The organism is Streptomyces sp. NPDC043427 (assembly GCF_056436655.1).
Map to the genome: position 1 here is coordinate 192,687 of NZ_JBWKCC010000012.1, position 24,077 is coordinate 216,763.

Consider the following 24,077-nt stretch of genomic DNA (forward strand, 5'->3'; position numbering starts at 1 on the left):
GCCGCCGGGCCCTGTACGGGGGGAGCCGACAGGACATGTGCAATCCACGCCGAGTCAGAGTCACCGCGACGCGGGAGGTCGCCGAGGCCTGGCAGGTCGAGCTGGAGCGTCGGGTCGCCCTGAGCGACACCGTCGTCAGCGAACTGGAGATCTCGTTCCCCTTCGGGGGCACCCTGGGTGACCGTACCCGCGCGGTCTTCGAGGGCGCCCTCGCCCGGGACCCGCACTGGCGGGAGACCAGCGACGGGGCCCACGAACTGCCGCTGCCGGACGGGATGGTGATCTACCGTCCGGTGGACGGGACGCTCGTGGTGCGGGCCCGGCTGACGGACACCGCGCGCGCCGAGGGCGTGGCGGCCGAGACGCTGCGCGGCACGGTCACGGACGTCGCGCACGGCGAGGGCCGGGGCAGCTACTACGACGACAACTACCGCGGCCGGACCCGTCGGGCCGCCGACGCGGAGGCCCGCAGGATCGCCGAGTCCGCGGCGGAGCGCAACGCGCGGGCCCTCCTGGACAGTGTGCGCCGCCGCGCCCAGGAGGCCTCCGCGAGCGCGGAGCGGGCCGCCGACGACCGTGTACGGCAGGCGGCGACCGCGAACGCCGCCGCCCACCTCGAGACCGAGCGGGCCCGGGTGCGGGACGAGCTCGACGCCCGCAACCGGGTCCGGGTGGAACGGCTCGGGCAGGAGGCGCTGCGGGCGGTGAACGCGGTACTGGCGCTGGCGTACCGGGAGGCGCTGGTCGCCTTCGCCCGTGAGCAGGGGGCCCGCGACGTACGGGTCGACGAGTCGGAGGACTCGATCGCCGTCGAGTTCGAGATGGGGAGTTGAGCCATGCGGGTCAGAGTGCGTTTCCGCTTCAACACGGTCTCGGGCGAGGTGGAGCTGTTCCAGATCGACGACATCAGCGCGGAAGAGGCGGACGGCACGGAGGGGGCCGCCCGTTCGCGCGGGCCGGCGCACGACGCGGAACACGACCGGATCAGCGCCGAGATCGGCGCGGTCGCCGCCCGCCGGCCCGGCGTCGAGGAGGTGCGGCCGCTGGTCACCGGCATCCCGTTCGATCCCTCGCAGTGGTCGCAGGTACGTCCGGTCAGGTCCAGCCAGGAGGAGTCCGAACCCGACGTCGAGACGGGAGAGTTGGGCACACAGTGAGCAAGAGGGTCCATCTGCTGCTGCGAGCGGCCCGCGCCTACTGCGAGGCGGGCGCGCACGCCGAAGCGGCCCGCTGTTACGACGCGTTGGGCTGGCGCTGGACGGCCGCGGACGCGTACCACCGCGCGGGCGATCTGGAGCACGCCGCCGAGACCTACCGCAGGGCCGGCCATCCGGACCGGGCGGCCCGCTGCTTCCGGCTGCTCGGCCTGCCCGACCGGGCCGCCCGGTGCTGGCAGGAGGTCGGCAGTCCGCTGGAGGCGGGCTGGGAGCTGCTGGTGGCCGAACGGACCGAGGAGGCCGCCCCGCTGCTGGCCGCCGCGGCCCGCACCCCGCCCACCGCGCCGGCACCGCTGCTGCGGCTGCGGCTCGCGGGGGCGCTGTACCGCTGGATCGCCGACCGTGGCGGGCCGGGCCGGCCCGTGGGCCCCGAACCGCTGCTGGCCCTGCTCGCGGAGGTGGAGCAGGGCATCCTCACCGTGTCGTCGCGCACCGAGCGGCTGCGGCTGCTGGAGTGGGGGGTGGAGGCGGCCGACCGGATCGACCGCTTCGACCTGTCCGCCGCGCTGTTCGGCGCCGCGCACCGGCCGCGCCAGGACCAGTCGGCCGCCCGCACCGAGGTGCTGACGCAGTGGCAGGACTGGGCGGCCCGGCGGTTGGGCGGCACGGCCTGGCTGCCCGGCCCGGGCGCCACCCCTGTGGCGGGGTGAACCGTGACCGATTTCCTGGGCCGTGCCCGGCGCCAAACGGGCGAGAACGCCCGCCCCGCCCCGTCCCCTCCGACGGGTGGCGCGGTGCGCTGGCGCGGCGCGGGCCGCTTCGGCACCGCCCGGCAGACCCTGGCCGCCCTGGGCTCGCTGTACGGTGCGGGCGCGGCGGACTGGGCCTGCCACCGGCAGCCCGGCGGGGCACCGGGTGAGGCGTCGGCGTACTGGCTGCTCACGACGGTGCACGGGCCGGTGGCCGCCGATGTGATCGCGCTGCACGGCGGCGAGCCGGTTCCGGTGGACAGCCCGCGGGCGCGCGACCTGCGCGAGGTGCTGTCCTGGCCCGAGGTGACGGCGGTTGAGCTCCTGACCGCCTTCCCCACCCACGGCCCGCCGACCGCGGGCCACCCGCTGCTGTACGTGCTCACCGCGCCCGCCCTGCTGCCGACCGTGGTGCGCCACGCGCGGTCCGCACGGGTCGACCTCTCCCTCGTCCGGGCCACGGCACGCCCCCTGTTCCCGGGGGTGCGGCCCGCCGTGACGGAGGAGCGGCTGCTGGTCCTGCTGAGCGCCCCGGCGGATCCGGCCTCCGACACCCCGGACCACACGGTTCCCGACGGCCTCGTGCACTCCCTGGTGTCGCTGCCCCGGACCTCCGTGTGCCGCCCGGCCGCCCACTGCGTACGGCTGCTCCTCGACGTACGCCACGATCCGCCACTGGATGAGGAGCTGCTTCAACCCGCCATCCCAGAAGGGGAGTTGTGGCTGCTCGGCGACTCGGGTGAGCAGCCGCCCGTGGCGCTGCGCCTGTTGGCCGCTCCGGCACCGCTGGGTGTCGAGGCTCCGCTGGACGCACCCACGGCGGCCGTACGGCGGGAGGTGGGCCCCGCGCCCGAGCTGCCCGAGACGCGGTTGGGGGTGGTGCGGGACACGGAGGCGGGCATGGAGGTGGACGCGGTGCTGCTCACGGACGCAGAACTCCCGCTGCTGCGCCGCTACCTGATGGGCCGTCCGATGGCGGATCAAGCCTTCCTCGCGATGGGGGACGGCATACAACTCCTTTTGGACGCATCGGGGTTGGTGGCGTCCGTGCCCTTCGGAGTGCCCCTGCGCCGGGTGGGCCCCGGGGCCTGCTACGTGCAGTCCGGGCATGTGCTCACGCCGCCGTTGCCGCCGGGTGCCCGAGTCCGGTCGCTGGGGCTGCGGGCCGGGGTCGCCGTGGTGTGCTGGTATGCGGGCCGGTCCGAGTTCCGGCTCGATCCGCTGGTGCCGGTGTGGACGCTGTGGGCTCCTGCCGAGCCACCGGCCGCGCCTCCCGGTCTCTCCCGCACGGCTCGAGAACTCCTGACGCTCTTCGAGTCGCTGCTGGACGGCCAGACGGAGGCGGCCGGTCCGGCGGGCGGCACGGTGCCGCCCGAGGTGGCCGAGGAGGACCCCACGACGGCCCTCGCCCGGGCCGCCCGGCTACGGGCCGGGGGCCATCTGACGGAGGCCGCCGAGGCGTTCCGCACGGCCGGCGACCCCCTGCAGGCGGGCCGGCTCTTCGAACAGGCGGCCATGCGGCTCGGAGAGACTCAGTGACCTCGCCCGCCCCGAACGAGGACCGGGTGCCGCGACGCCGCTGGTTCCGTGCGGACGGGGCCCGATACCTCGGCCTCTCCCCCGACGGCACCCTCTTCCTGCGCACCGAGGGCACGACCGTCGAGGCCGTCGACGACAGCGGCCGCGGACTGTGGTCGGCCGCGCTGGAGGGGTCCGGGGAGGGGGCTGCCGGGGCGGTGGCCGCCGTGTGGGCGGCCGACGCGAGTGAGGTGCTGGTGTTCGCCGGCGACCGGGTGCAGGTTCTGGATCCCCACACCGGCGCCGAGCGCTCCCGGTTCCGGGCGGTGCGGGGGACGGCGGGGCCGGCGGTCGCCGTCTCGCCGGACGGCCTGCGCACGGCCCTGCTCTCCGACCCGCGAATCGTGACGGTCCGTCACCGGCGCACGGAGGCGACCGTCCACCTGTCCGCCGGGGACGAGGTCACCGATGTGGTGTGGGACCCGGGCGGCCGACTGTTGTGCGTGGCCACTCCGACCGCGTTGCAGCTGTGGAACCCGACCACCCGTGATCCGTACGCCACCCCCTGCTCCGGGCGCACCGCACTGCACGCGGTCGCCTGGTCCCCCGACCGCAGGACTTTGGCCTTCGCCGACGCCCTGGGCGTGCACCTGGTGGACGCCCACGGCACCACCACCCCGGTCTCGGCCCCCGTCCCACGCGTGTACGGACTCGGGTTCAGCCGCACCGGCCGGCATCTCGCGGTCGCCGGCTCGGGCGGTGTGCTCGTCCTCGACCTCGCGCTCTCCCCCGTCGCCGAGATCCCCGCGGCCCCACGCCTCCCGGCCGACTTCAGCGCCTGCGCCGCGGGACGGCTACTGGTGCGCACCGAGCAGGACGGTACGGCGGGCTACGCGCTGTGGGAACTCCCCGACGCCGTCGAGCCGGTGACCGGGCGACGCACCGACGCGGCGCTACGGCGCTGGGTGGCCGCCATGTGCGGCTCGGTCGGGCGGCGCGTCCCCGAGCCGGGAGAGGCGCCGGCCCTACGTGCCGAACCACCACGCCCACTCGGCAGGGCCGAGGGGGTGCCGGCACCGGGATTCGCCTGGCTCGGCGACGGCGGTTCGGTCGGCGAGCTACGGCCGGGACGGCCGGCCCGGCGCCGACCCGAACCGGGGGCGCCGGGCCGGACGACGGCGGAACCAGGACAGGTGACGGACCTGCCCGGCCCGGCCACGGAACCCGTGTGGACAGTCGAGTTGGCCACTGCCGGTTGGAGCGGGGCCGTGGACATCGAAGCGTCCGCAGAGGCTCTGGATCCGGCGCGGTGCGACTCCCCGGGCGCGGCCCTCGCCCTCGCGACGCGCGGGGGATCAGCGCCGCTCACCGTGGTGGACGCGGTCACGGGTGCCGTACGGGCGCGGCTGCCCGGGGGCCGGGCGCCGGTGTGGTGTCCCACCGGCGGCGGCCGACTGGTCGTACCCGAGCCGGGACCGCAACCCGCCCACCTGTACCTGTACGAGCTGGGGGAACCGCCCGCCGAGGCCACCGCGGTGAGCCGGTTCGTGCGCGGCCGGGTGGGCCGGCCCGCCTGGTCGCCCGACGGGCGGCTGCTGGCGGCGGGCACGGCGGGCGAGGTGCTGCTGTGGCGGATGCCGGAGTTCGCCCTGACCAGCCCCCGGCTGCGGCTGCCGTCCGGGGCCTTCGGCACCAGGGTCGCCTGGTCCCCCGACGGCAGCAGGCTCGCGGCCACCTGTGAGGCGGGCCGGGGGCCGATCGTCGTCTGGGACACCGCCGACTGGCAGATCCATCGCGAGCTCGGGGCGCCGGGCGGCGTCGGCTGGGCGCCCGCGCTCGCCTGGTCGCCGGACGGTTCACTGCTGGCGGCGCCGGGGCCGGGCACGTCGACGTCGACCGTGCAGATCTGGGACGTGGCCGAGGCGGCGGTGGTGCTCACCCTCGAACCGCCCCGCGTGCCGGGCCCGTTGTGGGCGGTGCGCTGGTCCCCGGACGGCCGCCGGATCGCCACGACGTACGGCGGTGGCACCACGCTCGGGTGGGAGCTGCGCACCACCGGCTCCGCGCCCTCCGCGCCGCTCCCCCTTCCCGCGCCACGGCTCGCCGAGCTGGGCGGCGCGGCCGTCGCCGCGGACGCCGCGGTCCCGCTGTCCACCCTGGCCGACGTGCTGACCCTGCTCACGACCACGCCGACGGGCGGCCCGACCGCGGGTCACGCCGAGTTGCTGTACGGCGCACGGGCGGCGCGGGCGCTGCGCGCGCTGGACTGGCCACCGGCCGCGCACCCGGCGCTGGCCGCCGTCACCGCCTCCCAGTTGCCTCCCGACTCCCGGTACGCGGCACCGTCGGCCGTTCCCGCGGCCGATCTGCGCTCCGCACTGGAACGCGGCCTCGGCGGCGCGGCCCAGGACGCGCCGGGGCACGGGTACGGGGCCGGTGCCCTGGCCGCCGCGCTGGAGCGGACCCGCACCCGCCTGCTGCCCGCCCTGCGCCTGCTCGGCCCGGACGCGGTACGCCAGGACCCGGGCCTGGTGCAGCGGGTGGCACGAGGCCTGGCAACGCAGGGCCCGCAGCCGGACGGACGCCATCCCGTTCCGGGGCTGCGGCTGCCGTCGTCCCCCGTCGGCGACGAGATCACCGGGCCCACCGCCGCCGGGTCCCCGGCCGGTCTGGTGCGGCACGGCCCGCCGGACCGCGTGGTGCCCAGCCAACTCGCCCTCCCCGACGACGTGTTGGGGACCCTCTACGCACAGGACGCCCTGCTCTACCGCACCCGCAGCGGCGCGGCACCACCCGCGACGCGCAACGCCGTCCTCGTCCTGGACACGGGCCCCGCGGCCCACGGGCAGGTCGGCACCTGTCTGCGGGTGTGCGCCCACGCCCTGGCCCAGGCGCTGCTGCGGGCGGGGCGCCAGGTGGAACTGCTCCAGCTGAACGGCCTGGGCGGGCCGCTGCCACTGGCCCACACCGCCGATCTGCGCGCGCTGTGGCAGCTCTCCCCGCCCGCGCCCCCGGATCCGGTACGGGCCGCGGAACGCGCGGCCGCCGCGCTGCGCCGACTGGAGGGCGGCACGCTCGGCACACCGCGCGCGGTGCTGCTCACCCACCCCCACCAGCGTCGACTCGGCCTGCCCGGGCTGCTCACGATCCGGGTCCACTACCCGGGAGCGCCCACGACGACCGACGAACGGGACTCCTGGACCCTGGCTCCCGACCCGGCACCGGAACAGCTGAGAGCCGTACTCGCGTCCGTGCTGGCGGAGTTGTGACGGCCGGCCAGGAACCAGCAGTCAGCCACTCAACCAGCCAGCCAGTCAGTCAGTCAGTCAGCCGCACATCATCTGCTCGATCTCGTCCGGGCCGAGCCCCTCCATCAGCCGTTCCAGCATGTCCGGCCGGAAGGCGTCCCCGAGGATCTCCACCCCCTCCGCCGACCAGGTCAGCCGCAGCCGCACCAGCCGTCCTTCGGGGTGCCGGGCGTACTCGTCCGCGTCGATCAGATCGGGCAACGAGTCCACCAACCGATAAGTCGCCCCCGGCCCGGCCCCCTCCACGCCCCCCGCCTGCTCCTCGCCGTGCTCCGCACCCGGTTCCACAGCCGTCATCGCCAGACCCCCTTGATCCGTGTCCCGCACTCCCCGCACCGCCCCGTCCCGTCCAGCCGCAGGGCGGACAGTGCCCAGATGTCCCGGTCGACCGCGACCGCGCCGCAGCCCGGGCAGTAGGTGGTACGTCCCTCGGCCCCCAGGGCCCGCTCCACGTACACGTGCCGCAGTCCCGCCGCCCTGCCGATGGCGCGCGCCCGGTCGAGACGGCCCGGGCCGGTCGGGGCGTGGGTGTCCATGCGGTGCGTCGGGGTGAACCGCATCAGGTGCCAGGGAATGTCCCGGTCGACGGAGGCCAGGAAGCCCGCGATGCCCTCCAGTTGGGCGTCCTCGGCACTGGTCCCCGGGATGAGCGGAGTGGTCGCCTCCACCCAGACGCCCCGGGCGTGCATCCGCCGCAGCGTCTCCAGTACGGGGCGCAGCGGAGCCCCGGTGAGCCTGCGGTGGGGCTCCTCCTCGGCGGCCTTGATGTCGATGTTGACGGCGGACAGCGCGGGCGCCAGCCGGTCGGTGGCCTCCGGGGTGAGGAAGCCGTTGCTCTTCCAGAGCAGGGGCACGCCCGCCGGCCGGGCCACGGCGGCGAGCGCCAGGGTGAGTTCCGGGGCGAGGGAGGGCTCCGAGTACGACAGTCCCAGGGACGCGGACGCCTCGGCCGCCTCCCGCACCACCGCCGGCACGTCCACCGTCTCCCACGGCAGCCCGCGGCCGACGTCGGGCTCACGGCCGTACTGGGAGAGCCGGTGGTTGACGCAGTAGTCGCAGCGGAAGGAGCAGCCGGGCGGCGCCAGCGTCAGGACGGTGCTGCCTGGCCTGAAGTGGTAGAAGGGCTTGCGTTCGACGGCGTCCCGGTGCTTCACCGTCGTGGCGAGGGTGAGGGTCTGGACGGATCCGCCCTGCCGTCGCCGTACCTTGCAGGCTCCGGTCTCCCCGTCCCGCAGCCGGCAGCGGAACGGGCACAGCACGCATCTGACCTCGTCGGCGGTGGCCCGGGTGAAGGCGCCGTCGGCGCTCTGCCAGATCCCCGCCACCACGCCACCCCCGTCGTCCCGGCCAGCGTAGTGGCGGGGCCGCGCGCCTGTCAGGACAACGCCGACGGGTACGCTCGCGGCATGGGTGGGATCATCAGCGCAGTCAGCAGCAACAGTACGTACTCCTTCACCAAGCCCAACCGCGACAGCATCACGTTGATCGCGGGGCTCGGGGTGGAGGGGGACGTGCACGCGGGGGTGACCGTGAAGCACCGGTTCCGGATGCGGAAGGACCCCTCGCAGCCGAACCTGCGGCAGGTGCACCTCATCCACGAGGAACTGTTCGCCGAGGTCGGCGCGGCCGGGTTCGAGGTGGCGGCCGGGCAGCTCGGCGAGAACGTCACCACGCGCGGGATCGACCTGCTCGGCCTGCCCACGGGAACCCTGCTGCACCTCGGGGACGAGGCGGTCGTCGAGGTGACCGGCCTGCGCAATCCCTGCGCCCAGATCGACCACTTCCAGCAGGGCCTCATGAAGCAGGTCGTCGGCCGGGACGAGGACGGCACGGTCCGGTTCAAGTCCGGGATCATGAGCGTCGTCGTCCACGGGGGCGTGGTGCGGCCCGGGGACCGGGTGAAGGTCAAGCTCCCGGAAGGGCCGCACCGGCCCCTGGAAATCGTCTGAGTCCGCCGAGCCCGAAGCCCCTACGGCGTCCCTACGCGCGCCACTCCGGCTTGCGCTCCGGTGACGCCTCCGCCAGTGCCTTCGTCACCTCTGCCACACCGCCGCGCAGGCCGTAGACCGGGGTGTCGGGCTGCTGGCGCCAGGAGTCGTCGAGGCCGCCGGCGTCGACCGTGTCGAAGCCCAGCTCGTCGATCAGCGCGCGTACGACCGTCTTCGCCGCCTCGTCGTCGCCGGCCACCGGCAGGGCGATGCGGTCGGGGGCGCCGGCCGGGCGCGGGCGCTCCAGGATGTCCTGGGCGTAGGTGCCGTTGAACGCCTTGATCACCGGGTGACCGATGGCGCGTTCCGTCCAGCGGCTCTCGGTGAGGCCCTCGACCTCGATCGCGAGGATCTTCCCGTCCCGCTGCTTCGGGTAGTAGTTGCCGGTGTCGATGACGGCGACGCCGTCGGCCGCCCCGTCCAGCACCCCGGTCGGCAGGTCCGCCAGCGCCTTCTCGGGGATGGCGATCACGACGACCTCCGCGCCGCGCGCCGCCTCCTCGATCCGTACGGGGGTCGCGCCCGTCTCCTCGGCCAGTTCCGTGAGCGTGTGCGGACCGCGGGAGTTGGCCACGGAGACGTCGTGCCCGAGGGTGGTGAGCCTCCGGGTGAGGTTGCCGCCTATGTTTCCCGCTCCGATGATGCCGATCTTCATGTCCTGCCTCGCCCTTCCGGGGGTCGGTGGTATCGCGTACGGCTGTCGGGGCCGAGTAACCGCCATCCCGGGGGAACTATTCCGCGTCCCCGGAACTCGGATGAGATCGAGTGCCGCCTCGTCTTGCGAACGGGTCCTCCAGCTCCCCGCGCAGCACCTCCGCCGCGGCCTCCGCGTCGCCGTCGGCGACCTCTCTGACCTCACCGGTGACCGGAGCGTGCGGATCGAGCACCGGGCGGAGGAGCTCCGGGCATGACGAAGGGGGGCGCCCCGGCGGGCGCCCCCCTTCCACGTGTGTCACTTGTTCAGGTACGCCCAGAACTCGTCGAACGACAGCAGCTTGTCGCCGTTGAGGTCGCGGCTCTTGATGATCGCCTCGGCGACCGTCTCGGTGACGTTCCAGTCACCTGCCTGGGCCAGGGCGGTCTTGAACTCGGCAGCGGTGATGAAGCCGTCACCGTCCGTATCGATCCGCTCGAACTGCTTGCGTGCCTCGTCGATGTCCGCCACCGATCCGCCCCTTTTTGCTCGTGTTTCCGTTACGTGCCGTCGTACTGACGCAGGTCAGATTAACCGCCCGTGCGAGCCCGCAGCGCAGCGACCACCCAGGAGAACTCCTGCTCGTACGACGCCTGGGGTTCGAGACCCCGTACGACGGCCGACAGCTCCCGGTACCGGGCGAGCTGCACGGTCGTGGCGGCCGCCAGTTGTTCCCGTACGGCGTCCAGGTCGGCGTCGCCGAGCAGCCCCCGCAGGATGTCGTCCGCCTCCGGCGCCTCGGGGGCGATACCGTCGCGCAGCGCCTCGCCGGCCAGTTGCACCAGACGGCTCATGAACCACAGGGAGGTGCCCGGCGGCACGTCCGGCCCCCGTTCGGCCGCGTTGAACTCGACCGCCCGCCGCATGGTCGCCCGGAACTCCGGGTCCTGGATCAGCTCGGCGAGCTCCACCCAGGCGTCCACCTGCTCGGGCGTGGGGTCGTCGGGCAGGTCCGCCGGAGCGAACCGCAGACGGCGGCGGATGTCGGGGTCCGCCGTGTCGAGCCCCTCGAAGACCTCCGCCATGAAGTCCTCGACGATCCGGCTCCGCTCGGCTGCCGAAAGCCGTACCAGCTTGTACATCAACGTCGTCTCCTCTGCGGTCGAGCCGCGTCGCGCCACCGACGACAGCACGGCACGGGTCACCTTCAGCGAACGGATCTGCGCGTCGAGGGCCGCCACGTGCGCCGCCGCCACCTCCGCGACCGTCCGCTCCCCCGCCAGCACCTCGCGCACGTCGTCCAGGCCGAGGCCCAGCTCGCGCAGGGTGCGGATCAGCTCCAGGCGGGCGACGGACCCGGCGTCGTACAGGCGGTAGCCGCCCGTCGTACGGGCCACGGGGGCCAGGACGTCCTCGTCGGACCAGTAGCGGATGGTGCGCACGGTCAGTCCGGTGGCCCGCGCCAGTTCGCCGATGGTGAGAAGTCCGGTGCCGTCGTCGATCATGTGTGTGAGTCTGAGCCTTCCAGTGGGTGGAGACTCAAGCGGAGACTCGGGGAGCGCTGCGATGGAGACCTTGCGGGACATTCTCGACGCGGCCGCTCGCGGGGTCCTCCCGCCCGCGGACGGCGCCGTCACCGTCGTACCGCAGGCCTGCCACCGGGACGCGGGGGTCCTCGCCTTCACCGCGCACGCCGTCGTGTTCACGGACGAGGACCCGGCATGGGTGTACGAGACGCTGCGCGCGGTGGACTGCGACGCGCTGGCGGCGCCCATGAACCCGCGGTTCCTGACGGCGCTCATGGAGCGGACGGGACGTACGGCCGAAACCATCGACGCGATGCTGGTCGGCTCACCGCTGCCCGGTGAGCCGCCGCTCGCGCTGAAGGAGATCGAGGACGCCGGCCATTCACGCGTCCGCTACGCCCGCGGGCGGCGCGACGACGTGCGCGCGTGGACGACCGACGGCGGTGTGCTGGTGACGGGGCGCGGGATCGGCGGACGCCTCGAGGTCTCGGTGGAGGTCGACGAGGACGTACGGCACCGGGGCCTGGGGCGGCTCCTCGTGACCGCCGCCCGCCACCTCGCCGCCGAGCCGCTGTGGGCTCAGATCACCCCGGGGAACGCCCGCAGCATGCGGGCGTTCCAGGCGGCCGGCTACCGTCCGGTGGGCTCTGAGGCACTGCTCGGCGTGCCGCAGGTCCTGTGAGCGGCGCTCAGCGGAAGATGCCGGTGTGGCCGAGTGAGTAGCGGCCCGGCTGGGGGTACACGGCGAGGCCGTGGGGGCCGCTGCCCACGGGGATGCGGGCGAGCTGGGTGCCGGTGCGGGTGTCGATGGCGTACACCTCGGCGTTGTAACGGCCCGACAGCCACAGGACCTTGCCGTCGGCCGAGACGCCGCCCATGTCGGGGCTGCCGCCGTCGGGCAGGTGCCACTTCTTGGTCAGCTTGTTCTGGGTGAAGTCGAAGACGGAGACGGTGCCCTCGCCGCGGTTGGAGACGTACATCTCGCGGGAGTCGCGGCTGACGTACAGCCCGTGGCAGCCCTTCCCGGTGGGCAGGAAGCTCGGCTTGTCGAAGGTGTCGCCGTCGAGCACCCACATGCCGTGGGCCATCATGTCGGCGACGTAGAACCGCTTCCCGTCGGGCGAGACCTTCACGTCCTGCGGCATGGCGCCGTCGAAGGGAAGCTTCTGCTGGCCGACGACCTCCATCTTCGCGGTGTCGACCTTGAGCAGCTCGCCGCTGAACTCGCAGGAGACGATGAAGTAGCGGCCGTCCAGGGAGAAGTCGGCGTGGTTGACGCCGTAGCAGGAGACCGGGACGGTCTTCTTGCGCTCCATGGTGTGCGGGTCGCGGAAGACCAGCTCGCGGTCGAGGGAGGCCATGACGACGGCGTACTTGCCGTCGGGCGTGAAGTAGAGGTTGTACGGGTCGTGCACCTCGACCGCCTTGCCCGCCTTCCCCGTCTTCGGGTCGACGGGGGTGAGCGTGTGGCCGCGGTTGTTGTTCACCCACAGGGTCTTCAGGTCCCAGGACGGCACCACGTGCTGGGGCTGGCGGCCGACATGGAGGGTGTCGATGATCTGGTACGTCTTCGGGTCGATGACGGTCACCGTGTCGGACTCGGTGTTGGGGACGTAGACCCGGGACGGGAAGTCCTTGACCACCGGGGAGAGCTGGTGGGGACGGTCGGCCGCGTAGACGTCCTCGGGGTCGAGGACGGGCGGCATACCGGGCAGACCCTCGATCTGCTTCTTCTTGGGCGGTGCCGGTACGGCCGCCTTGGTGGTGGGGGCCTCGCTCGCCCGGTCCTTGGACTCGGTGCCGCAGGCGGCGAGGGCGACGAGGAGGGCACCGGCGAGGAGGGCGCGGTTCACGAGGTGGCGGTGCATCAGCTCAGCAGCTCCGTGGTGGTCACCGCGCGCAGTCCGCGGCGGTCGAGTTCTTGCAGTACGGCGGGAAGTGCGGCGACCGTGTCCGCGTACCCGAGGTGCAGGCTCACCACGGACCCGTTGCGGATCTCGCCGAGGACCTTGCGGGCGACGGCGGGGCCGCCGGGGGCGGTGAAGTCGAGGGAATCGACGTCGTACGACAGGACGTGCGGATAGCCGGCGGCGCGGGCCAGCCGTTCCACCAGCGGGGAGGCGCGGGCGGCGCGGGAGGGGCGGAACCAGGTGCCGATGGAGCCGGTGAGCCGCCGCAGCCGGTGTGCGCAGTCGGCGATCTCCCGCTCGGCCTCCGCCTCGGACATGGCGTTGACGTCGAGGTGACGCTGGGTGTGGTTGCCGAGGTCGTGGCCGCCGTCGAGGACGCGGCGGGCGAGCTCGGGGTGTTCGTCCAGCCAGCTGCCGACGGCCAGGACGGTCAGCCGCGCACCGTGCGTCTCGGCGGCGGTGAGGAGGGCTCGGGCGAGGTCGGGATCGCCCTGGCCATGGCAGGTGAGGGCTACGCGGGGGCGGTCGCGGGGGCCGTGCGTGATCTGAGCGGCTGCCTGGGGAAACAGGCGGGGCGTGGGGGCTGGGGCGCGGTCGCCGGGAGGTGCGGCGGCTGTCTTGGCGCGGTCACCGGAGGGCGAGGAGGCCGACTCGGCGGGGGACGGGCGGGCGACGGCGCCGTGCAGGGCACACCCCGTGGCGAGCGCGCCCGCGGCGGCGAGGCCGGCTCCGGCGCGAAGCGCCGTACGGCGGTCGGTCGTGGTCACCCGCACCATTTAAGGGGGGTATTGCCATGAAATGGGCGATTGGTCCGATTGGCGGCCCGTCGTCCGGGGTGCGTCGCGCGGGGGCGACCGCCCGTCAGCGGTCCGCCACCCGCATCTCGAACCACGTCGTCTTGCCCCGCGGCAACAGGTCGACGCCCCACCGGTCGGACAGCTTGTCAACGAGGAAGAGCCCCCGCCCGCTGATGTCGAGCTCCTGAACCGGCATCAGACACGGCAGCCCTCGCGAGGGATCGCGGACCTCGACGCGGATCCAGCCGCGGCGGCGGCGCATACGGAGGCCGAAGACCCGGGCGCCGGTGTGGCGTACGGCGTTGCCGACGAGCTCGGAGACGAGTAAGACCGCGTCCTCCGTCATCTTCGGGGTCAGGCCCCACTGGCGCAGGACGACCACCTGGGTCAGTCGGCGAGCCGTGGCCGCCGACTCGGGTCGGGACGGCAGCGGGACCTCACCCTCCGTGGGGTTGCCGAACAACTCGATCGCCTTGAGCGCCCGTTCGTCCTCCACCGTCGGCGACCAGCGCGCCGCGGCCACACGCCCGTGCCCCCGCGGCTGTTCGATACCCTCCAGCCCCGCCATGCCCCCATCATGGCCGTCGCGCGTACCCTCCGGGGCCGTTCCGGGGGAATGCGCCCCCTGGAAACCGCCGCTCCGGGCGATGCGGCCGACATGCGCCAACGGCATTTCGGAACCGGGTAAATCCCCGCTGACCTGCGACGACGACTCCACTGGGGGCAATCGACGAACTCCCTCGACAAGGCAGGCTTAAGGCCGCCTTAAGGTTCCCATAAACCGCCCCATCGAGGGACCCGGATCAGACACGCCGTCAATTGCAAGTGAACCGGCGGATTTTCACAAACCCGAAGGATCTCAGAGGAAGTCAGAGGAAGTCAGAGGAACCTGGCCTTGCCCGGGCCCTCCTCGACGAAACTGCGCATCCCGCGCTCACGGTCCTCCGTGGCGAACAGGCCCGCGAACCAGTTCCGTTCCACCGCGAGGCCCGTCTCGATGTCCGTCTCCAGGCCCGTGTCGATGGCCTCCTTCGCCGCGCGCAGCGCGATCGCGGGGCCCTGCGCCAGCTTCGCCGCCCACGCGTGCGCCTGCTCGTAGACCTCGCCGGCCGGGACCACCCGGTCCACCAGGCCCAGCGTCAGCGCCTCGTCGGCCTTGACCATCCGCCCGGTGAAGATCAGGTCCTTCGCCCGGGACGGGCCGACCAGGCGGGACAGGCGCTGGGTGCCGCCGGCGCCGGGGATCAGGCCGAGCAGGATCTCCGGCTGGCCGAGCTTGGCGTTTTCCGCGGCGATGCGGTAGTCGGCGCAGAGGGCGAGTTCGCAGCCGCCGCCGAGCGCGTAGCCCGTGATGGCGGCGACCACCGGCTTGGGAATGCGGGCCACGGCCGTGAACGAATCCTGCAGGGCCCGGGCGCGCGCGATCATCGCCGCGTGATCCATGGCCTGCATCTCCTTGATGTCCGCGCCCGCCGCGAACACCTTCTCACCGCCGTAGACCACCACGGCGCGCACGTCGTCGCGGCGTGTGGCCTCCTCGGCGAGTTCCTTGAGGCGGTCCTGGGTGGCGATGTCCAGCGCGTTCATGGGCGGACGGTCGAGACGCAGCGTGCCGACGCCTTCGGCGACTTCGAGATTCACGGTCATGGGGGCAGGTTAACGGGCACTAACGACTGCGGGCCCGGTGGAGTCGGTCACACCGGGCCCGCAGTCGTGGAAGGGTTACGCCTTCCACTTCTCCCACGACATGTTCCAGCCGTTCAGCCCGTTGTCCGGGTCGACCGTCCGGTCGTTGGAGTGCTTGACGACGACCACGTCGCCGACCATGGAGTGGTTGAAGAACCAGGCCGCCGGGGTGCCGCCGTCGTAGCCGCCGCGCACGTCGCGCAGGCCGATGCAGCCGTGGCTGGCGTTGTAGTTGCCGAAGGCGCCGCCACCCCAGTAGTTGCCGTGCAGGAAGGTGCCGGACGTGGTCAGGCGCATGGCGTTCGGGACGTCCTTGATGTCGTACTCGCCGCCGTAGCCGACCGTCTCGCCGTTCATGCGGGTCACCTTGAGCTTCTCGCTGATGACCATCTGGCCGTTCCAGGTCTCCATGCCGGGCTTGCCGGTGGTGACGGGGATGGTCTTGATGACCTTGCCGTCCCGCTGGACCTTCATCGTGAGCTTGTCGACGTCGACGACGGAGACCTGCGCGCGGCCGATGGTGAAGGTGACCGTCTTGTGCTGCTTGCCGTAGACGCCGGGACGGCCCTCGACGCCGTCGAGGTTGAGGTCGACGGTGACCTTGGTGCCGGACTTCCAGTACTTCTCGGGCCGGAAGTCGAGGCGGTCGTTGCCGAACCAGTGGCCCTCGACGTCGACGGCCGGCTCGGTCTTGATCCTGACGGCCTTCTCCACGTCCTCGGGGTGTGTGATGCCCCGGGTGAAGCGCAGGGAGAACGGCATTCCGACGCCGACGGTGGAGCCGTCCTCCGGGGTGAAGGTGCCGAGGAAGGTGTTCTCCGGGGTGAGGGTCGTGAAGGAGGTGTCCTCGGCGGCCGTGCGGCCCTCGGAGTCCTTGGCGACCGCGTGCACCTTGTACGTGGTGGCGGCGGCCAGGTGCGTGGCCGGCGTCCAGCCCGCGCCGTCGGCGGATATCTTCCCGTCGACCTTCTCGCCCTTGTCGTCCTTGACCTCGACCTCGGTCAGCTTCCCCTTCGCGGCGCTGATCTTCAGGGCACCGCTGGTGTCGACGGCCTTGGTGCCGTCCTTCGGGGCGATCGTGACGACCGCCTCCGACTGCTTGCTCTGCGCGGCGGCCGCGTCCTTGTCCTTGCCCTTCGCCCCGCCGGATCCCGAGTCCGAGTCCCCCCCGCCGCACGCGGTGACCCCGAGCAGCAGGGCGCCGAGTATCAGCGCCGACACCCTCCTGCTGCGGCCAGGTACGCGTGCGTCAACCGACGCCCCCGATATCGGTCGCACGTTCAAGTCCGTTCTCCCCTCCCCCGGGCCCTCAGGCCCACACGCCGGCGCGCCCCCGCGCGCCTGGCCGCCACCACCGCGACGGCCCTGGCGCATATTAACCACAAGGTCAGGGGCCCCGGCGGCTCATGATTGTCACTGTTCAGTCCCAACTTGATCAGAAAGTTCGTGTAACCCACCCCCCTGTCGGATCACTTCAGCGCACTGCCCGCCTTCCACTCGTTCCAGCCCATATTCCAGCCTCCGAGCCCGTTGTCGGGAGCGACCTGTTTGTCCTTGCTGTTGACGACCTCGATGACGTCCCCGATGAGGCTGCGGTCGAAGAACCAGCCCGCGGGCGTGTCCGCGCTGCCGCCCTTGACGTCCCGCAGGCCGACGCAGCCGTGGCTGACGTTGACCCGGCCGAAGACGTCCGGCGCCCAGTAGTTGCCGTGCAGGAAGGTGCCGGAGTCGGTGAGCCGCATGGCGTGCGGGACGTCCGGGATGTCGTACTCGCCCTTGCCGTTCTTCTTCTTGAAGCCGACCGTGGCGCCGTTCATCCGGGTCAGCTCGAGCATCTCGGTGACGACCATCTTGCCGTTGTACGTCGTCGTCTTGGGGGCGCCGGCCGTGATCGGCACGGTGGCGAGCACCTCGCCGTCCCGCCGCACCTCCATGGTGTGCTTCGCCGCGTCGACGAGCGAGGCCTGGTGGCGGCCGACGGTGAAGGAGAACGTCTTCTCCTGCAGGCCGTAGACGCCCTTCGCCCCTTCGACGTCCCGGAGGTTCAGGGCGACAGTGACGCGGGTGCCGGGCTGCCAGTAGCGCTCGGGGCGGAAGTCCAGGCGGGAGGTGCCGAACCAGTGCGGCCGGATCTCGACGGCCGGCCTCGCGGTGACCCGCACCGCGCGTTCGACGGCGGCGCGGTCGGCGATCTCCCGGTTGAACTCCAGGGAGACGATCATCCCGGTGCCGACGGTGGAGCGGTTCTCGGGGCTGACGTACCCGATGAAGCGCTCGGCGGGGACGTGGGTGGTGAAAGTGGTGTGCCGGGCCGAGCGGCGCCCCTCGTCGTCCAGGGCCACCACGTCGACCGTGTACCGGGCGGCGAGCGCCAGCCGTTTCTCGTTCGGCTCCCAGCTGGTGCCGTCGGCGGAGATCCGCCCGGGCACCGGGGTGTCCTGCGCGTCACGCGACTTGACGACCTTCACCGACTCCAGGCTCCCGCCCGGCACCCGGATGCGCAGCGCCCGGTCGGGCCGCACGTCCTTCCTGCCGTCGTCCGGGGAGACCTGGATGACGTCGTCGGGCTCCGGACCCTTGCCGAACACCCCGCCCGCCTCGCCCCCACCGGGATCCGAGGTGCAGCCGACGGCCCCGGCCAGCAGTCCTGCCCATGTCATTACGGCGGCCAGCACGGCCCTCGCGCGCCGTGCGCGCCCTTGAACTCGCCTCACGGGATCCCCAACGAGCGGGCCTGCCCCAGGGAAACGTGAGTGCGACCCATGTGCTGGGCAGAACAGTGGGAAGGACGACGTGATGGGGAGCCGCGCCCGTGCGAACGAGTCGGCGAAAAGGGCGACGTGGTGCGCTCCTTCCCATCCCGTGCCGCATGAGCCGCGGGAGGCCGACCAGTGTCGAGCGCAGCCGAGCAGGAGGCGGTGGCCGAGGGCGGGCGCCCCGCCGTCGTGGTGAACGGCGCGCGCCGCGCCGCCCCGCCGCCCGCCGTGCCGGTGTGGCCGGGTACGTCGATGCCGCTGGGCGCCCGCTTCCGGGTCGGCCCGGACGGGGTCGCGGGCACCAACTTCGCGCTGTGGGCGGGCGGGGCCGAGGCGGTCGAGCTGTGCCTGTTCGACGAGCAGGGGCGGGAGACCCGGGCGCGCCTTTCCGAACTGACGCACGAGATCTGGCACGGCTTCGTGCCCGGCGTGATGCCGGGCCAGCGCTACGGCTACCGGGTCCACGGCCGCTGGGACCCGTGGACCGGCGCCCGCTGGAACCCGGCGAAGCTGCTCCTCGACCCGTACGCGCGCGCGGTGGACGGCGCCGAGGGAAATGATTACTGCCGGCTGCCGCCGGAGGTGTACGGGCACGTGCGGGACTGGCCCGAGCAGCAGGTGGCCGACACCGTGCGCGACGACCGTGACTCGGCGCCGTACGTCCCGAAGGGTGTCGTCGTCCACGACGACGCGCCCGACGACGAGTGGCGGGACGACCGTCGGCCCAAGACGCCCTGGGCGGACTCGGTCATCTACGAGCTGCATGTGCGGGGCTTCACCCAGCGGCATCCCGGCATACCCGAGGAGCTGCGCGGCACGTACGCCGGTCTGGCGCACCCGGCGGCGATCGAGCACCTGGTGAAGCTGGGCGTGACGGCCGTCGAGCTGCTGCCGGTGCACCAGTTCGCGCACGAGGACCACCTGCTGCGCCGGGGCCTGCGCAACTACTGGGGCTACAACTCCATCGGCTACTTCGCCCCGCACGCCGCGTACGCCGCCTCCGGGACGACGGGGCAGCAGGTCGGCGAGTTCAAGCGGATGGTGCGGGCCCTGCACGACGCCGGAATCGAGGTCGTCCTCGACGTGGTCTACAACCACACCGCGGAGGCGGGCGAGCTGGGCCCCACGCTGTCGCTGAAGGGCATCGACAACCGCGGTTACTACCGCCTCCAGTCGGACTCCCGCCGCTACGCCGACTACACGGGCTGCGGGAACACTTTGCACGTGGTCCAGCCGCACGTGCTGCGTCTGATCACCGACTCGCTGCGCTACTGGGTGACGGAGATGGGCGTGGACGGCTTCCGCTTCGACCTGGCGGCCGCGCTGGCCCGCTCCATGCACGACGTCGACATGCTCTCGCCGTTCCTCGCCGTCATCGCCCAGGATCCGGTACTGCGGCGGGTGAAGCTGATCGCCGAGCCGTGGGACGTGGGCTCCGGCGGCTACCAGGTGGGCGCCTTCCCGCCCCTGTGGACGGAGTGGAACGACCGCTACCGCAACGCCGTGCGCGACTTCTGGCGGCACGCCCTGCCCGACGTGCGGGAGATGGGCTACCGGCTGTCCGGCTCCAGTGACCTGTACGCCTGGGGCGGCCGGCGTCCGTACGCCTCGGTCAACTTCGTCACCGCGCACGACGGTTTCACCCTGCGCGACCTGGTGTCCTACGAGCACAAGCACAACGAGGCCAACGGCGAGGGCAACCGGGACGGCACGGACGACAACCGGTCGTGGAACAGCGGCGCCGAGGGGGAGACGGACGACGAGCGCATACGGGCGCTGCGGCGGCGGCAGCTCAGGAATCTCCTGACCACGCTGCTCCTGTCGACCGGTGTGCCGATGCTGGTCGCGGGCGACGAACTGGGGCGCACCCAGGGGGGCAACAACAACGCGTACTGCCAGGACAACGAGATCAGCTGGCTGGACTGGGGGCTCCTTGAGGAGCCGGGCTGGAAGGCGCTGTTCGATCTCACCTCCCGGCTGATCGCGCTGCGCCACCGCCACCCCGTGCTGCGCCGCCGGGCGTTCTTCTCCGGGCGGGCGCACTCGGCGGACGGGCTGCGGGACCTCGCGTGGTTCACCTCGCGGGGCTCAGAGATGACGGAACGGGACTGGTACGCGCCGGCGGCGACGCTCGGGATGTACCTGTCCGGGCGGGACATCCCCGGCCGGGACGAGCGCGGTCAGGCGATCCTCGACGACAGCTTCCTCGCGGTGCTGCACGCCGGGGACCGTCCGGTGAGCTTCGTGCTGCCGGGGCCGCCGTGGGCGGACCGGTACGAGGTGATCGTCGACACGTCACAGGAGGAGCAGGCCGAGGCGCCGGGCGTGGAGCACCGGGCGGGGGCGGCGATCACGGTGCCGGCCCGGGCGGTGCTGCTGTTGCGGGTGGCCGGCTGACCCGGTCAGCCCAGGATCCCCCGCTCGTACGCAACCGCCACCGCCGCCGCCCGGTCCTTGACGCCCAACTTGCCGTACAGGTGGGTGAGGTGGGTCTTCACGGTCGCCTCGCTGATGAACAGCTCGCGGGCGATCTCCCGGTTGGGCGTGCCCTTGGCGACGAGCCCCAGGACCTCCCGCTCGCGCGCGGAGAGGGGCTCGTTGCCGGGGGCCCTGGGCGTACGGACCGCGGAGACCAGACGGGAGGCGATCGCCGGGGAGAGGACCGTGCGGCCCTGCGCGGCCGCGCGGACGGCGGTGAAGAGGTCGTCGCGCGGGGCGTCCTTCAGCAGGTAGCCGGTGGCGCCCGCCTCGATCGCGGGCAGGGTGTCGGAGTCGGTGTCGTACGTGGTGAGGACGAGGACCTTCGCGCGGGCGCGGCGGCGCGTCAGTTCGGCGATCGCCGCGACTCCGCCGCCGCCCGGCATGCGCAGGTCCATGAGGATCACGTCCGGGTCGAGGGCGGTGGCCCGTTCGACCGCCTCGACGCCGTCGGACGCCTCGCCGAGGACCGTGAACCCGGCCGCGGACGCGAACATGCCGCGCAGACCGTCGCGTACGACGGGATGGTCGTCGACGATCAGCAGGGAGATCCGCGCGTCTTCGGTCACGTCATCTGTCATGGCGGACCAACGGTACGCGAGCCGACAGGGCCGTGCCGTGGCCCGGCTCGGACTCGACGGTGAGGGCGCCCGCGATGCGTTCGGCGCGGGCGCGCATGCCGTCGAGGCCGAAGCCGCCGGCGCGGGTGCGGGGTGGGAGGGCGAGGGGGTCGAAGCCGGTGCCGTCGTCGCGGATGTCGAGGGTGACCTCGTCGCCCATGAAGGAGAGGGTGACGCCGACCCGGGTCGCCCGTGCGTGGCGAGCGGCGTTCGACAGCGCCTCCTGGACGATGCGCAGGAGGGTGGCCGCGAGTTCCCCGTGCAGCTGTTCCGCGGTGCCGGTGACCGTGAACTCGGCGCGCACGCCAACCCGTTCGCCCCATTCGGCGACCGTCTTCTTCAGGGCTTCGGGCAGTCCGTCGTCCTCCAGCGCCACGGGGGCGAGGTTGTGCACGGAGCGGCGGGCCTCGCCGAGACTGTGGCGGGCCAGGTCCATGGCACGGCTCGCGTGCTCCCGCGCCATCTCCTCGTCCGGTGTGTTCGCGACGACCTGGAGCTGGGCGATGATGCCGGTCAGGCCCTGAGCGATGGTGTCGTGGATCTCGGCGGCCAGCCGCCGGCGTTCGTCGGCGACTCCGGCTTCCCGCGCCTGTACGAGGAGTTGGGCGTGCAGGGCGGCGTTCTCGTCGAGGGCCTGTTGCAACGCCGTGTTGGTGCGGCCCAGTTCGGCGATGGTCTCTGCCTGGACGCGGACGTGCTCCTGTTCCTGCTCGGCGAACCGGGTGAACACGCTGACCAGGCCCATGTTGACGACCAGGACGAGGAGGAAGCCGGTCCACAGGAGCAGCCCGTGCGGCGGCATGCCGCCCACCTCGCTGCCGGCCATGGTGATGGCGGTCAGGAGCAGACCGGGCGTCACCAGTCGGCGGGGCAGCTCCCGGGCGGCGGTGTAGTAGCCGACCACGGCGTAGAAGGCGAAGAACGGGTTGAGCCAGGTCAGCACGAACCCGAGGGCCCAGCGCAGGAAGTAGAGGCAGACACCGGTCCGGCTCGGGCCCTGCCGCCTCCGCTTCAGCCTTCCCCAGCACACCTGCAGCACGGCGGCCACGGCCACGAGTGCCGCCGAGACGGCCATCGCGGACCGGCCCATGCCGACCGCGCGAGCGGAGAGGGCCGCGGCGACGACACCGGCCATCAGCAACGCGTAGGGCCCCCAACTGTCGAAGGAGGCCCGGTGCGCCTGGGGCACAGTGCTCGTCACGGCACCAGTATCCGGCACGGCCCGCTCACTCCCAGCGGAACCATCGGCTCGCCGCGCCCGTCAGCAGCAGGATCCACACCACCAGCACTCCCAGGTGGCTCCACCCCGGCCAGTGCCCCGCCGCCGCCCGGTCCAGCGCCTGCGCGGCCGCCCCGAAGGGGGTGTAGCCCACGATCCGGGCCAGGGTGTCCGGCATTTCCTGCACCGGCAGCCACACACCCGCGCAGAACATCGACGGGAAGAACACCACGGACCCGATCGCCCCCGCGATCTTCGTCGTACGGGACAGCGCCGACACCACCGATCCGAGAGCGAGGGCGACCAGGACGGCCGACAGCAGGGCGAGGACGTATCCGAAGGGCTGCTCGGGAAGCCGTACGTCGAAGAGGAGCCGCCCCACCGCGAGGGCGAGCAGCGCCGACGCCAGGGAGGCGGCGCCGTACACGAGGATGTGCGCGAAGAGCAGGGTGGACGGACGCACCGGTGTGGCGGCCATCCGGCGCAGGATGCCGCGCTCGCGGTAGCCGGTGAGGGTCTGCGGCATCGACTGCAGACCGCCGACGATCAGGCCGAGCAGCACCGTCACCGGGACGTAGACGTCGACGGTGCGCAGGCCGCCGAGATCGGCCTGGTGCTCCCGGAAGGACGGGATGGACCCGAGGATCACCAGCAGCAGGGTCGGGAACAGCAGGATCCAGAAGAGGGCGCCCGGTTCACGGCGGAAGAGGCGGACCTCGGTCTTCAGGACGGCGGTACTCATACCGCGGCCTCCTTCGTCAGGTCGAGGAACGCGTCGTCGAGCGTGGCGTCCAGGACGCGGAGCTGATGGGCGGTGATGTGGTGGCGGGCGAGCAGGGTGATGACGGCGTTGACCGTCTCGTCCGTGCCGGAGAGCGTGATACGGCCGTCCTTGTGCTCGATGGCCGCGAGCGCGGGGAGCGCGTTCAGGTCACGGTCGTCCAGCGGGGCGGACGGGGTGAAGCTGATGACGGTGGCACCCGCCGAGCGCCGGATGAGACCGGCCGGGGTGTCCAGGGCGGCCACCCGGCCCTTGTCGATCACCGCGATCCGGTCGCACAGGCGCTGGGCCTCCTCCATGAAGTGGGTGACCAAGAGGACCGTGACACCGCCCGCCCGCACGTCCTCGATGAGCTCCCAGGTGTCCCGGCGGGCCCGTGGGTCCAGGCCGGTCGTCAGCTCGTCCAGGACGACGATCCGCGGGTTGCCGATCAGGGCGAGCGCGATGAACAGGCGCTGCTTCTGGCCGCCGGAGAGCTGGGCGAAACGGGTGGTCAGCCTGGCGGTCAGGCCGAGGCGTTCGGCGAGGGGCGCCCAGTCGAGCGGGCTCGGGTAGAAGGAGGCGTACAGCTCCAGCGCCTCGCGGACGGTGAGCTTGGGCTGGAGCTCGCTCTGCTGGAGCTGCGCGCCGAGGACACGGGCCACCCGCGCGTGGTCGGCCACGGGGTCGAGGCCGGTGACACGGACGCGGCCCGTGTCGGCGACGCGCAGGCCCTCGACGCACTCGACGGTGGTGGTCTTGCCGGCGCCGTTGGGGCCGAGGACACCGAAGATCTCGCCCTCCTCGACGGTGAAGGACACGCCGTCGACGACCGGGCGGCCGCCGTAGGACTTGCGCAGTTCGCTGACTTCGATGACGGACATGGCACCAGGGTCGCGAGACGCGCGGGGGGCGCGCATCGGCCGACGCGCTCGCTCCGGCATCCGCCGATCGGTTGATGGGGGCGTACG

The 24,077-nt window shown here is 72.8% G+C and carries 23 protein-coding genes; 8 read left to right on the top strand and 15 right to left on the bottom strand.

Annotation, left to right across the window (positions count from 1 at the left end; translation table 11 throughout):
• The first annotated feature begins 35 nt into the window (after positions 1-35).
• From AC067M_RS21175 to AC067M_RS21195, 5 genes are read left to right on the top strand one after another with little or no spacing between them, the layout of a single operon-like run.
• The gene (locus tag AC067M_RS21175) at positions 36-833 is read left to right on the top strand and encodes a hypothetical protein (protein ID WP_478698551.1); all 798 of its coding nucleotides are present in this window, start codon (positions 36-38) and stop codon (positions 831-833) included.
• 3 nt (positions 834-836) lie between these two features.
• Positions 837-1,157, top strand: a complete 321-nt coding sequence (locus AC067M_RS21180) for a hypothetical protein (protein WP_478698552.1) — start codon at positions 837-839, stop codon at positions 1,155-1,157.
• Entirely contained in the window at positions 1,154-1,867 is a 714-nt protein-coding gene (locus AC067M_RS21185) for a hypothetical protein (protein WP_478698553.1), read from the top strand. Before AC067M_RS21180 ends, AC067M_RS21185 begins: the two co-directional genes overlap by 4 nt.
• Before the next feature lie 3 nt (positions 1,868-1,870).
• Positions 1,871-3,445 carry a hypothetical protein gene (locus tag AC067M_RS21190; RefSeq protein WP_478698554.1) on the top strand — a complete coding sequence of 525 codons (1,575 nt, stop codon included), beginning with the start codon at positions 1,871-1,873 and terminating at the stop codon, positions 3,443-3,445.
• A complete protein-coding gene (locus AC067M_RS21195) occupies positions 3,442-6,693 on the top strand; it encodes a hypothetical protein (RefSeq protein ID WP_478698555.1) in 3,252 nt (1,083 codons plus the stop codon). Before AC067M_RS21190 ends, AC067M_RS21195 begins: the two co-directional genes overlap by 4 nt.
• Before the next feature lie 57 nt (positions 6,694-6,750).
• On the opposite strand, the gene AC067M_RS21200 is transcribed toward AC067M_RS21195, so the two are convergent.
• Together AC067M_RS21200 and amrS are read right to left on the bottom strand one after the other, a co-directional pair.
• Positions 6,751-7,029 carry a radical SAM-modified peptide, FtsH ternary system-associated gene (locus AC067M_RS21200; RefSeq protein ID WP_478698556.1) on the bottom strand — a complete coding sequence of 93 codons (279 nt, stop codon included), beginning with the start codon at positions 7,027-7,029 and terminating at the stop codon, positions 6,751-6,753.
• On the bottom strand, positions 7,026-8,060 hold the full coding sequence (gene amrS, locus AC067M_RS21205) for an AmmeMemoRadiSam system radical SAM enzyme (RefSeq protein ID WP_478698557.1): 1,035 nt from the start codon (positions 8,058-8,060) through the stop codon (positions 7,026-7,028). Before amrS ends, AC067M_RS21200 begins: the two co-directional genes overlap by 4 nt.
• A gap of 78 nt (positions 8,061-8,138) precedes the next feature.
• On the opposite strand from amrS, the gene AC067M_RS21210 reads away from it, so the two are divergent.
• The gene (locus tag AC067M_RS21210; protein WP_478698558.1) at positions 8,139-8,681 is read left to right on the top strand and encodes an MOSC domain-containing protein; all 543 of its coding nucleotides are present in this window, start codon (positions 8,139-8,141) and stop codon (positions 8,679-8,681) included.
• A gap of 31 nt (positions 8,682-8,712) precedes the next feature.
• Here the strand turns inward: AC067M_RS21210 and AC067M_RS21215 are convergent, their stop codons facing one another.
• From AC067M_RS21215 to AC067M_RS21225, 3 genes are all read right to left on the bottom strand, one after another.
• Positions 8,713-9,441 carry an NADPH-dependent F420 reductase gene (locus tag AC067M_RS21215; protein ID WP_478698559.1) on the bottom strand — a complete coding sequence of 243 codons (729 nt, stop codon included), beginning with the start codon at positions 9,439-9,441 and terminating at the stop codon, positions 8,713-8,715.
• Positions 9,442-9,672: 231 nt separating this feature from the next.
• Positions 9,673-9,885, bottom strand: a complete 213-nt coding sequence (locus AC067M_RS21220; RefSeq protein ID WP_478698560.1) for an EF-hand domain-containing protein — start codon at positions 9,883-9,885, stop codon at positions 9,673-9,675.
• A gap of 59 nt (positions 9,886-9,944) precedes the next feature.
• A complete protein-coding gene (locus AC067M_RS21225; RefSeq protein ID WP_478698561.1) occupies positions 9,945-10,859 on the bottom strand; it encodes a helix-turn-helix domain-containing protein in 915 nt (304 codons plus the stop codon).
• Between the two features lie 61 nt (positions 10,860-10,920).
• On the opposite strand from AC067M_RS21225, the gene AC067M_RS21230 reads away from it, so the two are divergent.
• Positions 10,921-11,562 (top strand): N-acetyltransferase family protein, encoded by a 642-nt coding sequence (locus AC067M_RS21230; RefSeq protein ID WP_478698562.1) that lies wholly within the window; start codon positions 10,921-10,923, stop codon positions 11,560-11,562.
• Between the two features lie 7 nt (positions 11,563-11,569).
• On the opposite strand, the gene AC067M_RS21235 is transcribed toward AC067M_RS21230, so the two are convergent.
• The 6 genes from AC067M_RS21235 to AC067M_RS21260 form a co-directional block, all read right to left on the bottom strand.
• Positions 11,570-12,748, bottom strand: coding sequence for a YncE family protein (locus AC067M_RS21235; RefSeq protein ID WP_478698563.1), 1,179 nt, complete (start codon positions 12,746-12,748; stop codon positions 11,570-11,572).
• Positions 12,748-13,566 (bottom strand): polysaccharide deacetylase family protein, encoded by an 819-nt coding sequence (locus AC067M_RS21240; RefSeq protein ID WP_478698564.1) that lies wholly within the window; start codon positions 13,564-13,566, stop codon positions 12,748-12,750. Before AC067M_RS21240 ends, AC067M_RS21235 begins: the two co-directional genes overlap by 1 nt.
• An 85-nt stretch (positions 13,567-13,651) precedes the next feature.
• Positions 13,652-14,155, bottom strand: coding sequence for an ATP-binding protein (locus AC067M_RS21245; protein WP_478698565.1), 504 nt, complete (start codon positions 14,153-14,155; stop codon positions 13,652-13,654).
• 311 nt (positions 14,156-14,466) lie between these two features.
• Positions 14,467-15,234 (bottom strand): enoyl-CoA hydratase/isomerase family protein, encoded by a 768-nt coding sequence (locus tag AC067M_RS21250; RefSeq protein ID WP_478698566.1) that lies wholly within the window; start codon positions 15,232-15,234, stop codon positions 14,467-14,469.
• A gap of 75 nt (positions 15,235-15,309) precedes the next feature.
• The gene (locus tag AC067M_RS21255; protein WP_478698567.1) at positions 15,310-16,557 is read right to left on the bottom strand and encodes a L,D-transpeptidase; all 1,248 of its coding nucleotides are present in this window, start codon (positions 16,555-16,557) and stop codon (positions 15,310-15,312) included.
• A 185-nt stretch (positions 16,558-16,742) separates the two neighbouring features.
• Positions 16,743-17,987, bottom strand: coding sequence for a L,D-transpeptidase (locus AC067M_RS21260; protein WP_478698568.1), 1,245 nt, complete (start codon positions 17,985-17,987; stop codon positions 16,743-16,745).
• A 177-nt stretch (positions 17,988-18,164) separates the two neighbouring features.
• Between AC067M_RS21260 and glgX the strand changes: the two genes are divergently transcribed.
• Positions 18,165-20,426, top strand: a complete 2,262-nt coding sequence (gene glgX, locus AC067M_RS21265) for a glycogen debranching protein GlgX (RefSeq protein ID WP_478698569.1) — start codon at positions 18,165-18,167, stop codon at positions 20,424-20,426.
• Positions 20,427-20,431: 5 nt separating this feature from the next.
• Here the strand turns inward: glgX and AC067M_RS21270 are convergent, their stop codons facing one another.
• Genes AC067M_RS21270 through AC067M_RS21285 form a run of 4 tightly spaced genes read right to left on the bottom strand, consistent with a single transcriptional unit; the run spans position 20,432 to position 23,990 of the window.
• Positions 20,432-21,088, bottom strand: coding sequence for a response regulator (locus AC067M_RS21270; protein WP_478698570.1), 657 nt, complete (start codon positions 21,086-21,088; stop codon positions 20,432-20,434).
• Entirely contained in the window at positions 21,078-22,328 is a 1,251-nt protein-coding gene (locus tag AC067M_RS21275; protein ID WP_478698571.1) for a sensor histidine kinase, read from the bottom strand. The genes AC067M_RS21270 and AC067M_RS21275 overlap by 11 nt, the downstream gene beginning before the upstream one ends.
• Before the next feature lie 25 nt (positions 22,329-22,353).
• Entirely contained in the window at positions 22,354-23,088 is a 735-nt protein-coding gene (locus tag AC067M_RS21280; protein WP_478698572.1) for an ABC transporter permease, read from the bottom strand.
• Positions 23,085-23,990, bottom strand: a complete 906-nt coding sequence (locus AC067M_RS21285) for an ABC transporter ATP-binding protein (RefSeq protein WP_478698573.1) — start codon at positions 23,988-23,990, stop codon at positions 23,085-23,087. The genes AC067M_RS21280 and AC067M_RS21285 overlap by 4 nt, the downstream gene beginning before the upstream one ends.
• Between the last annotated feature and the right edge of the window lie 87 nt (positions 23,991-24,077).

Excerpts from the sequence above, each read along its gene's own strand:
- AC067M_RS21215 (WP_478698559.1), bottom strand. The coding sequence starts at position 9,441 with ATGGCGGTTACTCGGCCCCGACAGCCGTACGCGATACCACCGACCCCC.
- AC067M_RS21175 (WP_478698551.1), top strand. The coding sequence starts at position 36 with ATGTGCAATCCACGCCGAGTCAGAGTCACCGCGACGCGGGAGGTCGCC.
- AC067M_RS21225 (WP_478698561.1), bottom strand. The coding sequence starts at position 10,859 with ATGATCGACGACGGCACCGGACTTCTCACCATCGGCGAACTGGCGCGG.
- AC067M_RS21200 (WP_478698556.1), bottom strand. The coding sequence starts at position 7,029 with ATGACGGCTGTGGAACCGGGTGCGGAGCACGGCGAGGAGCAGGCGGGG.
- AC067M_RS21230 (WP_478698562.1), top strand. The coding sequence starts at position 10,921 with ATGGAGACCTTGCGGGACATTCTCGACGCGGCCGCTCGCGGGGTCCTC.
- AC067M_RS21210 (WP_478698558.1), top strand. The coding sequence starts at position 8,139 with ATGGGTGGGATCATCAGCGCAGTCAGCAGCAACAGTACGTACTCCTTC.
- AC067M_RS21285 (WP_478698573.1), bottom strand. The coding sequence starts at position 23,990 with ATGTCCGTCATCGAAGTCAGCGAACTGCGCAAGTCCTACGGCGGCCGC.
- AC067M_RS21280 (WP_478698572.1), bottom strand. The coding sequence starts at position 23,088 with ATGAGTACCGCCGTCCTGAAGACCGAGGTCCGCCTCTTCCGCCGTGAA.
- AC067M_RS21180 (WP_478698552.1), top strand. The coding sequence starts at position 837 with ATGCGGGTCAGAGTGCGTTTCCGCTTCAACACGGTCTCGGGCGAGGTG.
- AC067M_RS21270 (WP_478698570.1), bottom strand. The coding sequence starts at position 21,088 with ATGACAGATGACGTGACCGAAGACGCGCGGATCTCCCTGCTGATCGTC.
- AC067M_RS21245 (WP_478698565.1), bottom strand. The coding sequence starts at position 14,155 with ATGGCGGGGCTGGAGGGTATCGAACAGCCGCGGGGGCACGGGCGTGTG.
- AC067M_RS21240 (WP_478698564.1), bottom strand. The coding sequence starts at position 13,566 with ATGGTGCGGGTGACCACGACCGACCGCCGTACGGCGCTTCGCGCCGGA.
- AC067M_RS21250 (WP_478698566.1), bottom strand. The coding sequence starts at position 15,234 with ATGACCGTGAATCTCGAAGTCGCCGAAGGCGTCGGCACGCTGCGTCTC.
- AC067M_RS21235 (WP_478698563.1), bottom strand. The coding sequence starts at position 12,748 with ATGCACCGCCACCTCGTGAACCGCGCCCTCCTCGCCGGTGCCCTCCTC.